Origin of the sequence: Bacteroides zoogleoformans (assembly GCF_002998435.1) — a bacterium.
Lineage (GTDB): Bacteria > Bacteroidota > Bacteroidia > Bacteroidales > Bacteroidaceae > Bacteroides > Bacteroides zoogleoformans.
Genome location: NZ_CP027231.1, coordinates 2351626 through 2366535, shown reverse-complemented (window position 1 = coordinate 2366535; position 14910 = coordinate 2351626). Strand labels below are relative to the sequence as shown.

14 protein-coding genes are annotated in these 14910 nt (G+C 49.9%); 3 read left to right on the top strand and 11 right to left on the bottom strand.

All coding sequences use genetic code 11. The features are described from left to right. Positions 1–26: 26 nt before the first annotated feature. From C4H11_RS09730 to C4H11_RS09720, 3 genes are all read right to left on the bottom strand, one after another. Positions 27–1523 carry an acetyl-CoA hydrolase/transferase family protein gene (locus tag C4H11_RS09730; protein WP_106041585.1) on the bottom strand — a complete coding sequence of 499 codons (1497 nt, stop codon included), beginning with the start codon at positions 1521–1523 and terminating at the stop codon, positions 27–29. Between the two features lie 101 nt (positions 1524–1624). After that, entirely contained in the window at positions 1625–2047 is a 423-nt protein-coding gene (locus C4H11_RS09725) for a large conductance mechanosensitive channel protein MscL (RefSeq protein WP_106041583.1), read from the bottom strand. Positions 2048–2425: 378 nt separating this feature from the next. Beyond that, entirely contained in the window at positions 2426–2551 is a 126-nt protein-coding gene (locus C4H11_RS09720) for an SHOCT domain-containing protein (RefSeq protein ID WP_234819928.1), read from the bottom strand. Between the two features lie 609 nt (positions 2552–3160). Here C4H11_RS09720 and miaB point away from each other — a divergent pair. The 3 genes from miaB to C4H11_RS09705 all read left to right on the top strand — a co-directional run bounded on the left by miaB (position 3161) and on the right by C4H11_RS09705 (position 6080). Next, positions 3161–4558, top strand: a complete 1398-nt coding sequence (gene miaB, locus C4H11_RS09715) for a tRNA (N6-isopentenyl adenosine(37)-C2)-methylthiotransferase MiaB (protein WP_106041581.1) — start codon at positions 3161–3163, stop codon at positions 4556–4558. Positions 4559–4615: 57 nt separating this feature from the next. Beyond that, positions 4616–5050, top strand: a complete 435-nt coding sequence (locus tag C4H11_RS14670) for a hypothetical protein (RefSeq protein ID WP_164996527.1) — start codon at positions 4616–4618, stop codon at positions 5048–5050. A gap of 277 nt (positions 5051–5327) precedes the next feature. Beyond that, positions 5328–6080 carry a hypothetical protein gene (locus tag C4H11_RS09705; RefSeq protein WP_106041579.1) on the top strand — a complete coding sequence of 251 codons (753 nt, stop codon included), beginning with the start codon at positions 5328–5330 and terminating at the stop codon, positions 6078–6080. 99 nt (positions 6081–6179) lie between these two features. Here C4H11_RS09705 and C4H11_RS09700 read toward each other — a convergent pair whose 3' ends face one another. The 8 genes from C4H11_RS09700 to C4H11_RS09665 all read right to left on the bottom strand — a co-directional run bounded on the left by C4H11_RS09700 (position 6180) and on the right by C4H11_RS09665 (position 14910). Next, complete coding sequence (locus tag C4H11_RS09700; RefSeq protein WP_106041577.1) at positions 6180–7454, bottom strand: hypothetical protein; 1275 nt, start codon at positions 7452–7454, stop codon at positions 6180–6182. Between the two features lie 31 nt (positions 7455–7485). After that, complete coding sequence (locus C4H11_RS09695) at positions 7486–8646, bottom strand: hypothetical protein (RefSeq protein ID WP_106041575.1); 1161 nt, start codon at positions 8644–8646, stop codon at positions 7486–7488. Beyond that, complete coding sequence (locus C4H11_RS09690; RefSeq protein WP_106041573.1) at positions 8643–9326, bottom strand: ABC transporter ATP-binding protein; 684 nt, start codon at positions 9324–9326, stop codon at positions 8643–8645. The genes C4H11_RS09695 and C4H11_RS09690 overlap by 4 nt, the downstream gene beginning before the upstream one ends. Before the next feature lie 45 nt (positions 9327–9371). Next, positions 9372–10574, bottom strand: coding sequence for an ABC transporter permease (locus tag C4H11_RS09685; protein ID WP_106041571.1), 1203 nt, complete (start codon positions 10572–10574; stop codon positions 9372–9374). Positions 10575–10656: 82 nt separating this feature from the next. Further along, a complete protein-coding gene (locus C4H11_RS09680; RefSeq protein ID WP_106041569.1) occupies positions 10657–11865 on the bottom strand; it encodes an ABC transporter permease in 1209 nt (402 codons plus the stop codon). Then, complete coding sequence (locus C4H11_RS09675; RefSeq protein ID WP_106041567.1) at positions 11865–12620, bottom strand: outer membrane lipoprotein-sorting protein; 756 nt, start codon at positions 12618–12620, stop codon at positions 11865–11867. Before C4H11_RS09675 ends, C4H11_RS09680 begins: the two co-directional genes overlap by 1 nt. Before the next feature lie 160 nt (positions 12621–12780). After that, a complete protein-coding gene (locus tag C4H11_RS09670) occupies positions 12781–13473 on the bottom strand; it encodes an outer membrane beta-barrel protein (RefSeq protein WP_106041565.1) in 693 nt (230 codons plus the stop codon). 432 nt (positions 13474–13905) lie between these two features. Further along, positions 13906–14910 carry a 2-oxoacid:ferredoxin oxidoreductase subunit beta gene (locus tag C4H11_RS09665; protein WP_106041563.1) on the bottom strand — a complete coding sequence of 335 codons (1005 nt, stop codon included), beginning with the start codon at positions 14908–14910 and terminating at the stop codon, positions 13906–13908.

Genomic DNA, 14910 nt, shown 5'->3' with positions numbered 1-14910 from the left:
TAATATGACGGATTCGGAAAGGGCGTTTATTTGTACTGCGCCCAGTCCACGTTCTTCATATCTCCGCTTTTGGCCAGTTCGACATGCATCGCCAGCGCGGCACGCAGGGCATGAGGTGTTTGCGCTTTTCCATCGGTCAGTTTCAGATAATCCCAAAGGATATTTTTGTAGTCAGGATGGACACAGTTCTCGATGATGGCTTGCGCACGCTCTTTCGGGCTCTTGCCGCGAAGGTCGGCCACACCTTGTTCGGTGATGATGATGTTGACGTCGTGCTCCGAGTGGTCGGCATGCGAAACCATCGGCACGATGGCGCTGATTTTGCCTTCCTTGGCCACGGACGGGCAAGTGAAGATAGAGATGTAAGCGTTGCGTGTAAAGTCGCCCGAACCTCCGATACCGTTCATCATCTTCGTGCCGCTGATGTGGGTGGAGTTTACGTTTCCGTAAAGGTCAGCCTCGATGGCGGTGTTGATGGAGATAACTCCCAGACGGCGCACCACTTCGGGATTATTCGATATTTCCGACGGGCGGAGCACCAACTTGTCGCGGAAGAAGTCCATATCATTGTATATACTTTCCAGACAGTCGTTGGTCACGGTCAGCGAACAAGCGCTGCCGAACTTCACACGACCTTCTCGAATCAGTCCGATAACGGAGTTCTGAATCACCTCCGTGTACATCTCGAAGGCGGGGATGGTCTTGTCTCGTCCCAGTGCACCCAGCACGGCGTTGGCAATGTTGCCCACACCCGATTGCAAGGGCAGGAAGGTGGAGGGAATGATTCCGCGTTTCATATCGGCAGCCAGGAAGTCAGCCACGTTCTGTCCGATTTTATCCGTCAGCGGGTCGGCGTCGGCAAAGCCGCGTGCTTCATCGGGCCAGTTGGTCTCTACTACACCGACAATCTTTTGGGGGTCAACCTGAATATAAGGTAGTCCGATGCGGTCGCTCGGCTTGTAGATGGGTATTTCGCGGCGATAGGGAGGGTCAAGCGGTTCGTAAACGTCGTGCAGCCCCATGGCGTTTTTGCTGTGGGCGGCATTCAGTTCCACGATAATCCGGTCGGCCAACCGGCATACGGTGGGGGCGATGCCTCCGGCGGCTGTCAGGTAGATTTTGCCGTCGGGTGTCACTTCGCAGGCTTCGATGATGGCAATGTCCACTTTGCCCATGAAGCCGTAGCGTACTTCTTGTGCCATTTGCGAGAGATGTATGTCGTTATAAGCTATCTCTCCGTTGTTCACGGCTTTGCGGAAATCGGCATTGGTGGTGTAGGGAGCACGGTAGCGGATGGCTTTGGCGCGTGCCAGAACGCCGTCGCAAGAGTCTCCCGTGGAAGCACCGGTAAAGATGCCTATTTGGAAGGGATTCCCTTTTGCATGCTCTTCTTCTGCTATTTTTGCTAATTCTGCCGTAACGGCTTTGGCAGTTCCTGCGGGTGTGAATCCGCTCAGACCGATGTTGTAGCCATGTTTGATGAGACTTGCAGCTTCTGCTGCCGAAATGTAATTAAGTGCCATAATTATTAACTGTTATTTTTCGTGTAAAGATTTTCAAGGCTTTTCCGGTATATTTCGTACCGGTCGGTTTTGTCTATTCTTGATTGCCCACCGTTTATTGTTTAGTATTTCCGTTGAATTATTTCTGACCAGATGACGGCCTTTCTTGCTTCTTCCACCGAATGGATGTCGAAGCCGGAAGTTTCGTCGGATTCTGGCGGGCTGTATGTCGGAGGAGAGAAGACGTTGACGGAAGAGTGTTGCGAAGCAGTGGTTTGCGGCTGGGACGGCTGTTTCTGATTGCGAAGTTGTTTGGCAGGCCTGACAGATGATTGGCGGATGACTTCCGCTTCCATTCCGGAACCCGCAGGGACACTGTCTCCATAAGTGTCTTCATCCCGGTGTTCAGACAGTGGGAAGTCAGCGTCGGGCACAGGCATGACGGGCTTCTTGTCAGCGTTCTTTTGAGCTTCTTTCTTGATCTGCTTGACGATTCCGATTGCGATGACAGCTGCAACTAACAGGAATTTGAAGACATCTTCCATACTATCGTTCTTTTATTTTTTCCCAAAGATAATGGAAACCGAAAGTAGAACAAACGAATTTATCTTTTTTTTTGCGGCAGAATGCAATTTGTGTTTGCTTTCGGGCAAATGTAATAATCAAGTCCGGATTGCATTCAAGAAACAGGCAATAAAAAAAGGGCAGCTTCACAGCTCCCCTTATTTTAACCTAAACCTTAACTATGAAAAAATCTAATGTTTCTTTCGTCCTACAAAGTTGTAGATTAATTCTTTTTATACCAAATTGTCAAGTGGAAAGTTCGTGTAATTAACAGTAATTAAACAAATCGTTGAATTTATAATCATTTAATGTCAGTTCGGGGAGAATCGGAATACTGAATTCGGATTCATCTGCAAATATTAGAGTATTGTCTTTTTCTTTAAGTCAAACTCCTCTTGAGTTATTATCCCCTTTTCTTTCAACTCATACAGTTTTTTTATTTCCTCGCTACTTGAGTTTGCAGAACTGTTTGGAGAATTCCCCATATTAATGGCAACCGTATTAACATTCTTGCTATATGTATCGTAGAGAGTACGCATACTCTCGTTATGTTGCCACAAAGATAGTTGCTTTTCCACAAAATATTCTTCAAGTATTTGATGTTGTAGTGACAAATTAAATCCAACTTTCTTATAGTTGGTGCAACCGTGCACCTATAACGATAATTTACTTTCATTAATTCGTCTTAGACAAAAAGCGAAGGCCTGATATACCCCTGTCAGAGCACCTTCTGACGAGGGGTAGATCAGTATACGACTGATGTACCTTCAGTATAAGACTGAGCCTACATCAGTATAGGATTGATATATCCTCTGTATGGAGCTGATCCTTCTTTTCCTTTTTCTCGATTTTTCCAAGAGAGATTTTTGGTTGGATTTTTCAAAGAAAACAATGATTGCGGAGTTCGGCAGGATAATCTTTTTTTTGAGCTCTTATCCCTTCCTCCGGCCTTATGAGTTCATTTTATAAAAAATGAAAAGCATTTCTTTATTTTCGGGGAAGGACGTATCTTTGCACACTCTTTTGTGCTTGAAAATCTGTCTGTTCGGGCTACGAAAGAAGCTGTTTGCAAATCAATAACGATAAAGACAAGTATGGAAAAAGTAACGGGAGCAGACTTTAAATCTGCAACTGCCGATGAAAACAAGAAATTGTTTATCGAAACCTACGGCTGCCAGATGAATGTGGCAGACAGTGAAGTAATCGCGTCCGTCATGCAGATGGCGGGCTACTCCGTGGCCGAGACGCTGGAAGAGGCCGATGCCGTGTTTATGAACACCTGCTCCATCCGCGACAATGCGGAGCAGAAAATACTGAACCGGCTGGAGTTCTTCCATTCGCTCAGAAAGAAGAAGCGGCGGCTGATAGTCGGCGTGCTGGGTTGCATGGCCGAGCGTGTGAAGGACGACCTCATCACCAACCACCACGTCGATCTGGTGGTGGGCCCCGATGCCTACCTCACCCTGCCGGAGCTGATTGCGGCGGTAGAAGCCGGCGAGAAAGCGATGAACGTGGAACTTTCTACCACCGAAACCTATCGGGACGTCATTCCTTCGCGCATCTGCGGAAACCATATCTCCGGTTTCGTATCCATTATGCGTGGCTGTAACAACTTCTGCACCTATTGCATTGTGCCCTACACCCGCGGGCGCGAACGCAGCCGCGACGTGGAGAGCATCCTCAACGAAGTGGCCGACCTCGTGGCGAAAGGATATAAGGAAGTCACCCTGCTGGGGCAGAACGTCAACTCCTACCGTTTTGAGAGACCCGACGGAACGGTGGTAGGCTTCCCTGCGTTGCTTCGTATCGTGGCTGAGGCCGCACCGGGCGTGCGTGTGCGTTTCACCACCTCGCACCCCAAGGATATGAGCGACGAAACCTTGCAGGTCATTGCCGATATGCCCAACGTGTGCAAACACATACACCTGCCGGTGCAAAGCGGCAGCAGCCGCATCCTGAAGCTGATGAACCGCAAATATACCCGTGAGTGGTATCTGGAGCGTGTGGCCGCCATCCGTCGCATCATCCCCGATTGCGGTTTGTCTACCGACATCTTCTCTGGTTTCCATTCCGAAACGGAGGAAGACCACCGGCTTTCCCTCTCGCTTATGGAAGAGTGCGGATACGATGCTGCCTTTATGTTCAAATATTCCGAGCGTCCCGGCACATATGCCAGCAAGCATCTGGCGGACGATGTGCCCGAAGAGGTGAAGGTTCGCCGTCTGAACGAAATCATCGCTCTTCAGAACCGTCTTTCCGCCGAAGCCAATGCCCGTTGTGTGGGTCAGACCTACGAAGTGCTGGCAGAGGGTGTGAGCAAGCGCAGCCGCGACCAACTGTTCGGGCGTACGGAGCAGAACCGTGTAGTGGTCTTCGACCGTGGCAAGCACCGGATAGGAGACTTCGTGATGGTGAAAATCACGGAATCCAGTTCGGCTACGCTGAAGGGGGAAGAGGTTTTGCCGAGAACGGATGAAGAAACCGATTCTTAAGCACTCTGACTTACCCTAGAAAAACTTGACACTTTTGGATGTCCCAAACAAAAGTGTATGAGAACAAAAGTAAAACGAGAAAGAGACCGTGTCATGAATGAATCGACTGGTCAGCATGAGTGGGTATGGGTAGAAACAACTCGGTATATCCATGATGAAGAGGATCGTGTTATGGCAGTACTTGACTTTTTGAAAGGTGAAAACGCGCCAGAGGAATTGGTTGCGAAATATCACATTTCCAACGTTCAAGTGCTATTTTCTTGGGTGGGTCGTTATCTTTCCGAGAATCGTTTAGTATCTTTGCAAGAGAAAAACGATGACACTATGGCACACAAAAGCAAAGACGAGCAGATTAGAGAATTGAAAGCAGAACTCAAGAAAGCAAAGAAAGAGTGTGTCAGCCGGATATTCATAGTCTATGGCAAGACGTCGGAAGTTTTCCTGCCAAGAGAAAGATCGTTCAACAATCCATCTTTTTGGCAACACCCATGATATCCTCAATTATTTCTTCAAGTTTTCATTTGCGAAAGAGATAATAAACTATCATAATCTCTCAAGAAGAATTCTTTCCTACCCTTGCTTGTGAATTAGTGATTTTTTCTATATCTTGCCACAAATTAGAGGTTGGTTGAATAGTATTTCATAATCTATAGAGATTTAATACTCAGAGGTTACGAGAATATTTTAATTAAACAACTGATAACCTTATTCATATTATCAAGATTTTTTTTATTCATTTCAAAACAGTTTCTAAAGAGAGGGATGCGTTATGTTAGAACAGTTGGTCAGACAGATTTTAGTTCCCTTGACTTGGTTGTTGGAACCTTTTTTCCAGTACGGCTCGTTTTACTACGATGGCTGGACTTTGATTCATTTCTGGAGCGGTCTCATGCTATTGGTCATTCTGTCGGTCTGTAAAGTGAAGCGCAGATGGCTGACCCTGTTTGGTTTGCTTGCGCTTTGGGAGGTTCTGGAACAAGGTATCATCAGCAATTTGTTCACCCTCTTCCCCCAGTTGCATCACGTAGACCCAAAGAAGGAATACGAAGCCTGGTTCAGCATGATATTTGCCGAGCAATATATAGATACGTTCAATGACGTTTTCGTCGGTATGCTGGGAGGCTGGATGATAGAGAGGCTGTTTCGGTGGAAACGCTTCCGGCAGAATGTCCACGGCTTTGTCATAGCCGTCACCGCCGTGACGGTTTCGTTCGCCGCCGTCGGGCAATATGGCTGGCTACCCGTCTTCCTGTGCTTCTGCATGGGGGTGATGCTCATCGTGGTGTTCCGTGGGCTTGCGGAGAAAGAGACCTCTTTCAAGGCTTGCGCCATCATCTACATATTCTATCTTCCGCTATGGATTGTAGGCAGCTCGCTTTCAGTCTCGTGGCGATACTCTCTTTTCCCGGCAGCGGCTCCGCTGTTTTTCGCAGGGCTGTATGTGCTGATGAGCGATCTGTATGAGAGGTTTGCAGAGAACTTTCCTTTCGGTCTCCCCCTCGCAGGGAGGGAGAGCACCTGAAAAAACATACTCTGAAGGTTGAGGCTATAGCCATACCATCACGCAAGGTGCTGGACACCCCGAATTGACGCATTGGGCAGAGAGGGTATCTTCGGGTGGTCAGCGACTGCCGAGGGCCATCCAAAGTTCCCAAAACGTAAAGAGGGAACAAGTCAGGTGGTTTGCGTTGTATTTGTTGTATTCCACTTCGGCACCCATGGCGGAAAGTTCCTCGTACAACCAGTCGGAGCAGCTTGTGGGTACTAATTCATCTTTCCGTGCATGCGACAGGTGTATCTTGAAGTCGGGCTTCTGCTCCAGACTTATCTTTTTCTGCCGGCAAATCTCCAGCAGCTTCCTATACTCCTCCGACTCCTCTCTGCCCAGAAACTCATCGGTAAAATATCCGCGGAGATCGGTACCCAGAGACTCGGTTAATTCTGTCAGGTTGTACTGCCCGTAACACCAGTCCTTGTAGTGTTTCAGCAAATCTCCTTTGAAGACTTTACCGAAGTCTATCTGCAAATCGTCGTAATGGTCGAACGAGCATATCACAGACGGTATTTGAGCATAACCGGCATGACCCGAAGCAAATATCTCCTTTACCATGAGCGAGGGGTCGTACACTCCACCCCCTATGAAAAGATCCTTCACCTTGACGCCTCTTTCAGGATGCCCCTGATAATATTGGGCCAGACTCAATGCCCCTCCGCCTCCCAGCGAATAGCCCATCAGGATGCTTTCGGCACTCAGTTTGCAATGATGGCGATTGTACACAAACTCCTCTGCGGCCCGACGCATGTCAGCGGCCACCACGGCCACGTTGTCGTATTGCAAGTAGGCTATTGGAACGTCGGCCGTAGCACCATACCCCACTTGATCGGCCACGATATGCACGTATGCGCTCATGCCGGGAATGATTTCGGGCATGAAAGCGTAATTCTCCGTACCGCACTCCTTTTTGCTCTTGCTCCACGGCACAATCTCTATTACCCCCTTCGGGCGGCCCGACTTGGGATAATAAATCATGCCCGATGCCACGATGGGCTCTCCTTTCGGGCCTGTGGTGTGGTAAGTGATGGCGTGAGCGTAGCACTCGCCGGAAAGCTGAATGTACATGTTCACCTTTTGCATGATCGATTTGATTTCGCTCTCCGACAAGCCTTGTCCGCTTAAGATGGGCTCTAACGCACCCACGTGGAGCTGTCCCTGCGTTTCGTCTACAACCTCTTTCAATCGCAGATTCTTGGTGAACAACTCCCCCGAGAACGTCACATACTCCATTGGTACAAACGGCTCGGAATCTTTACGATCGCAGGCCGAAAACACGCCTGCCAGCAGTAGTGCTCCAAGCAGGCCTGTTGCAAGTGATCTGATATGTGTAAGCATATTCATTGTATCTTTTGATTTATTATTGTCTTATCTTCTAAAAACTCCATTTCAGTTGCACGTACCCCAGTTCTGCCTTGATCTTTATCGGCTGTTGCGAAGCGTAGTTCGCAAAGTGGGCAAAGAGTGAGGTCTCTATGTTGGCCCCCATCCGATAGTTGAGGTTGAAGCCGGCGTGAGATAGCCGCTTGTCTGTAAAATGTGATGCCGACAGGCGTACAGACAGGTGTGGTGTGAGCAGATAGACAGCCTGCGCCAGAATGCTCCACCTTGATACGGACAGGTCTCTGGCCGAGTGCGGGTCTGTATAAAACATCAGGCTGTTCACGTCCGTGTCAATACTGCGGTTTCTGTATAGCACCTCGCACAGTATCGTCAGATTGCTGTTGAAGGCGTAGTCGGCACCGGCTGCAATCTGTACTATCGTTTCGCACTCGTCCTTGGAGTCGAGCGGCACGAACAAAGCGCCCTCGGTGCGCACCATCAGTTCGCCGTGCCCGTAGGTCATCGCAGCTCCGGCCACGGCGTCTTCTTCGCGATATATACCCGTCATCAGGTTGTAGTCGGCACGTCCCATCCGTCCGCCGTGCCTGAAGGCCGTCGTCATTCTTCCATTCCTGTCGGGCGAGATGGCCATCTCGCTGTACGACGTCTCGTTGTGATAATACGTGGTGCGCAGAGCGTCGCATCCCGGTCGTTCGAGGCAGTTGAAGCGAGAGAAAGAATGAGGATTGAAGATGTTTGTGGGGTTCCACACCAGCGTCTGCCCCCAGTCTATGCGCTGCCTGCCCACCTTCACCTCCAGTGCACCGGAGCTCCATTGCAACGACAGCCGGTCTATGTTCAGTCGGTAGAGCATCCTTTCGCGGTCGACAATGTCGAAAGTCATGCCTGCCCATCCTCGCTCCCCGTCCGTATACTCTTTTATGTACGACAGTGCGGTAGCATTTCCCGTATAGACTATGTTCCTCATCCCCGCATCTATACGAATAGCAGAGGAGGCTCTCCAGTCTAAGTCCGTGCGCAGGTACACGATGTTCTGCCACAACGTCTCCTCCAGCAGGTCGGGGTGGGTAGCCGCATAAACCGTGCTGTTGTTCAGGTAGCCCGAAATGCGTGGTGCCTCCATGCGTTGCGCCCGTGCCGTCAGCGTGCATGTGGCGAGCAATGCCATCCATATGAGCACCGCCTTCCTCATATTCTCTCCTCTTTTATCATTCTGCCGTCTTCCAAAGTGATGATGCGTCCGGCCTTTGCCATGACGCGGGGGTCGTGCGTAGAAAAGATGAAGGTCATGCCCTCCTCCTTATTCAGCCTCATCATCATGTCGAGTAGGTTCTCGGCCGACTTGGTGTCAAGATTGGCCGTAGGCTCGTCGGCCAGCACAAAACGGGGCTTTGCCGCCAGTGCGCGAGCCACGGCAACACGCTGCTGCTCGCCACCCGAAAGGTCGGCCGGACGGCTGCGGGCACGGTCGGACAGACCTATCACCCGCAGCAACTCTTGTGTACGGCTTTTCCGTTCCTCCTTAGGTCTGCCTTGCAGCTCCATCAGGAAAGATATGTTCTCCTCCGCCGTGAACACCGGAATCAGGTTGTATGCCTGGAACACGAAGCCCACGTTGTGCAGCCTGAAGTCCACCAGCTCCTTTTCCTTCAGCAGGCCGATGTCCTTTCCGTCTATCATCACCCTGCCTGCCGATGGGCGGTCCAACCCGCCTATCAGATTGAGCAAGGTGGTCTTTCCCGAGCCCGAGGGACCTACTATTGCAGTGAACTCTCCTTGCTCGAAGCCGAGGCTGACGTCGGCCACGGCCTCCACGTCGAAAGCCTTGCCCCGATATATCTTTCCAAGTTCTTCTGTCTCTATCAATGCCATATGCTTGTTGTTATTTAGTTATGCCGCATCGGCTTCTCTTCCGGTTCATTTCATTATTTTCAAAGTGTGGTGCATGGGCAGTATGGCCGACACCGTAGCCGATACTGCGACAAGGATGAAAATCTCCACTATGGCCACCACCGATAGTTCAGGGTGCACCACCTCGCCAAATCCGTATGCGAATTTCAGGTTGAACAGCATGCTTATGTTCAAGCCCACATCGGCCGTGAGTGCCGCGAGCACCGTGGCCGGCACGATGCCGACTATTGCGCCCACCAAGGTGAGGAAGCAGGTCTCCAGCAGCACCATCTTCAGTATCAGCCTCGGTGCCATGCCTATTCGGTACAACATCTTGAACTCCTTGTCGCGCTCCATCACGGCCATCTGCATGATGTTCACCGTACCGAACGAAAGTGCGGTGAGGAATACTCCCAAAAACAGATAGCTAAAGACTTTTAACCAGAAAAGACCCACGTTCAGCACGGGGAATACCTCGCCCCAGGACTCGGCTTTCAGCATAGAGGGCAGGCGTTGCGACAGCCTGCGGGCTTGCTCGTCGCTCTTCTTCGGCTCGGCCGTCATCACGGCTATCTCGTGCACACAGCCTTCAGGCGTCATGAGGTAAGGGGCCAGGTCGGACTTGCGCACGTAGGCCGTCACCGCATCGAAGCGTTTGCTGTGGGTAGCGAAGATGCCTCCCACCCTGAAGAGGGTGCTCTGTATTTCGCCGGAGCAGTCTTGCACATTGAGCACTATTTTCGATCGCAGGCGTACCTTCAGTCTGTCGGCCGTCTCACGGCTGATTACGATGGGGCTCACCTCGGAGTGGGACAGGAAGCTGCCGGCCGAATCGGGAATAGTGGTATACACGCGTGAAATCTTTTTCTCCATTTCCGAATCTACTCCTATCAGGGTCACTCCGGTACTCTCCTCCGGACTTGTGAGCACGGCATCGGCTTTCAGCCGGGTGCTGAAACCCGTTATACCCGGTGTAGTCTCAAGCACCTGCACGACTTCTTCCTCGGCGAAGAAATTGCTTGCATCGTTCTCCGCTCCGTCATCGTGCCTGTGTATCTGAATGCACGATACCTGCATGTCTATGTGCTCCTGTATGATGTCCGTACTCCACCCCTTGAGAAATGCCACCAGAAGCGTTCCGGCAAACATACCGATGGCTATGGCACCCATTATGATGCCACTGCGCAACTTGTTGCGCCAAATGTTTCTCCAGGCGGGACAGTATATCATGGCGTTTTCTTCTTTATTGTTATTGTCTTAGTACTCTTTTCTGAAGAGGTTCATTTCTTCATCGTTTTTTTCTTGTTTATCGCTATTGTTTCAACACAAGGTTCACCTTTAACTTGAAGATGGCCAGTGCGGGATATAGCATGACGATTCCACCTATCAGCGCCACGGCAATCAGTTGCTCGGCGATGAGGCCCACTCCGGTGTGGCAGGTGAACTCGGGGTTGGTGATATAATCTTGTATCAGCTTGGCTGAATTGCCATCTAAGGGAAAAGGATTGCACTCAAAATAGTGGATGATGGGCAGTACGGCAACTATGCCTGCCATGCCTCCCCCCACCATGATGAATAGTAGTTCGCAGAACACGGTCAGAGCAAGCCGGGTGCGTTGCATGCCCAAAGCTATCATCATGCCGAACTCGTATCGACGCTCGTTGACCATCATGATCACGGTGCCCAGCACACCCGATGCCACCAGCATGTACAGAATGAGGTTCACTATCTCTCCTATCGTCTTTGTAGTCTCTGCATAGATCAGAAAATCACTCATCGTGCTTATCCAGTTCTGCACATCATATTCGTCGGGAGGAAGAAGAGCCTCTGCTTCCTTTTGTATGGCGGCAAGGTTTTCTTCCTTGTCTATCCACAGATACACGCGGCTGTACCCCACGGGCAGACCGATGAACTCTTGCGCCGCTTTCAGGCTCATATATACGGCCACTTTGTCTGCTTTGGCTACTGGCAGTGTCACTATGCCCCGTATGGGAAACAGGCCTCCTGCACTCGAACCGTGGCAGCCTTTGCCTATCACGGCTATGCTGTCGCCCACGCCAACGTTGAGGCTACGGCTTAGTTTCAGTCCCAACAACACACCGTCGTCATCTTCTTCAAGGTAACTCCCCTCAGTCAGCATGGAGGTGATACTCATTCGGCGCTTCTCTTGCGAAGGGCGAACACCGAACACCGCCACTCCGCGGCTCAGGTCTCCGGCAGAAGCCATGGCAAATGTCTCTATCCGCGGTAATACATCGGTCACCCCGGACAAGTCGGACAAGTGTTGCAGCATCTCGTCCGACATAGGCATGTATTCATCGTCGCTCTCCTCTTCGGCTTTGTGGCATATCTCTATATGTCCTTTTTCTATGCGCAGAAAGTTCTGTATGAATGCCTCCCAAATACCGATATAGGCCGAGTTCAGCAGTATGCAGAAGAATACCGCGAAGCATACCGACGCCGCTGTGGTGCATGTACGCCGCGGGTTTCTCCATAGATTGAGCCAGGCCGTTCTGAGCATCAGTGCAGTTTTTTAAGGTTTTGCAGGGAAAAGAATCTGTCGTCTATCGGTGGATTGATTTCATAGGCCTGCACGGTGAGCACCGTTTTGTGGTTGTTCTTCTGTGCCGGAATCATCTCCATCCTCATGGGGATGTAGTATGAAGCGTAGTGCTCGAAGTCGTAACCCCGATAGGTCTGCACCAGATTGTCGTCTTCGTCGTAGTACTCGTTTTTCACATCCACGAAGTCTTTCGTACTTACCCATGAGATCACTTTTCCCCACACGATTATGCTTTCGGGCTTTGGAGTGAGCAGAATCTTGTAGCATTCGTTGCCGTCCACTATCTCTTTGCCCAACAGGGTGTGGGTGAAGTCGTTCAAAAATGAGGTCTGCCGTACTATGTCGTCCGTGGTGAAGTCGCTTCCCATCCACGACTGACCGGTGAGGGTGGACGCCATCTTGATGGTGCGTCCTATTCCCGGCTGCCAGTTCCACAGATCGTTTTTCCGTTTCAGGAAAGCCTGCCCCCGTTCGCGTGCGGGTGCAGTGAGCAGCACGCATGAGTAGTCGCGCGTTCTTACCCACATCTTGGCTTCAATCTCTCTTTTCCACTTGGGGCGTATGATGGTCATCTTCATTTTTGCCCGAAAAGTCTGTCCCTCCTTGTTGCGGCACGCTTTCGTCATGATGCCGGTGACCGAAGGCTCTTGTGCGCTTGCCGGTAAAAGGAAAATGCTACAGACCCATAAAAAGAATAGAATGTTGGCTTTCATAAGAACACAGTGTTGGCATTAAACAAGAAGAAAGTCTTCTCCGGAGCAACAAGTCAAACAAAAAAGAAAGAGAGCATGTCAAGAAAAAATCCGTTGCGCTTATCTGTCAGATAAGCGACTTCTGTTTTTTTTGACACACCCTCTTGAGGCCCCGGAACGTTTAGAAGTAGAATATTGCTCCTAACAACAAGTTGTTGCTATCGAGGTCAAATCCGATACGGGTCAGTTTGAAATCGCTGTCTTTCAACTTCAGGGTCTGATAGCCTAAGGAGCCGATCTTGGCGAACAGGCTGAAATTATCATTCAGGTTCACGGCGATACCCGGACGTATGCACATTTCCAAGCCCGTTACGGTCCGGTCTTTCATGTTGATATTTCCCAAGCCACTATCACCGCCTGCCTTTTTACCAAGTTTCTGGGCATCTGCCTTTATGGAACTGTATCCTACAACGCCATCGATGAAGAACTGGAACATTCCCGACTCGAAAACAGTGTAACGCAGATAGGGAGCGATGCGGAATGCCTTCAGACTCATGTCGTTCGAGTCACTGGAAGAAAGGTCGGCAGCTGTACTTATAAGAGCACCACCCAAAGCCTTGATGTCATTCACATCGAAAGAGCCCAATGCCGCATAGCCTTTGAGGTATCCTAAGCTGACGCCGAAAGACATTTGGTCGCTGAACTTATAACCGATTTCAGGCAGTATCTTATACGAAGAACCGCTTTCGTCGGAGCCCGTCCCCATACTTATTTTACTACTGGTAAATCCAACCGAACCACCAACGTAGAACTGTGCATGCATTTGATTGATGCCGCATACTGCGATAGCAATGATCATTAATAATTTTTTCATGTTCTTTTGTTTTTAGTGAATATTATGCTTTAGTTTCTCTTGATGCCACGTAACAAATATAGACTCTCTTTAGCCTTTCTTCACAAAAGAATAAAAAAAAACGATAGAATAGACTAACAAATCGTATAAAAAACCGTGTTTCACCCTTTTTTGTACAATTTGTTAGTCCTATTCATGGAAGTTGATGACTCTTAGGCCGCAATGACGCTAAAAGGCTGTTTTTTTTGGGGGGGAAGAGGAGTTGGAACATGCGGAGTAATACGGATTTGTTTTTATACTGAATGCAACCAGAGTCTCAAGACACCATACAATCACTGCTTAAAACGTCAAGACAAATAGATACATTAAAAAAATCCCCTTCACTTTTACCTTCCGGGCTTTAGTGAAGGGGAAAAAATAATGAACAAAAAAGTATGCTTGTAATGCGAAAGCTTATTTTACCTCCCACGTATCGTTTGTCATCAGCAGCTCTTCAAAGTTGTGATACTTCTTCTTGGAAGATACTTCTTCTATTTGTTCGTGAACGGCGTCGTTGTAGGTAGGCGCTTCCACATCACGGATTACACCGAGTGCAACCGGGAAGTCGGGATCTTCCATCAAGGCGAGCTTCAGTTGCAGGGTGTTGTCCATGCAGTGGGCGTCGTGAATAAGAATATCCTTTTCCGTGATACCGTTTTCGCCGAGCTTTACAACTTTCAGGCCGAAGCCTTCCTGCATCAGGCCATATTCATTGTTCTCTCCGAAAAGCATCGGTTTGCCGTGTTCCAGATAGATGGCGTTTTGGGCACGACCCTCTTTCTTATAAACATTGTCGTAGGTATTGTCATTGAAGATGACGCAATGTTGCAGAATCTCGCAGACAGAAGCTCCCTTGTGGGCAATAGCCGCTTTCAGGATATTTGTGGTTCCTACACCATCAGTAGCTACCGCACGGGCAAAGAAACGCCCGCGGGCACCGAAACAGAGTTCGGCCGGATGGAACGGGTCTTCCACTGTGCCGTAAGGAGACGATTTGCTGACGAAACCGCGCGGGGAAGTCGGCGAGTATTGCCCTTTGGTCAAGCCGTAGATGCGGTTGTTCAGCAGAATCATGTTCAGATCGATGTTGCGGCGTACGGCATGTATGAAGTGATTTCCGCCGATGGCCAACCCGTCGCCGTCACCCGAAATCTGCCACACGGTCAGATTGGGATTGGCTACTTTGGCGCCGGTCGAGATGGCGGCGGCACGCCCGTGAATGGTCTGCATCGCATACGTATTCATGTAGTAGGGCAAACGGCTGGAGCAGCCGATGCCTGAGATGACGGCAGTCTCCCAGGGAGCTATGCCTATTTCTGCCATTGCTTTGTGCAGTGAAGCCAGAAAGAAGTGGTCACCGCAACCCGGACACCAGCGAGGTTGTCCTTTCTTGAAGTCTTTTGCTGTATATTCGAACAT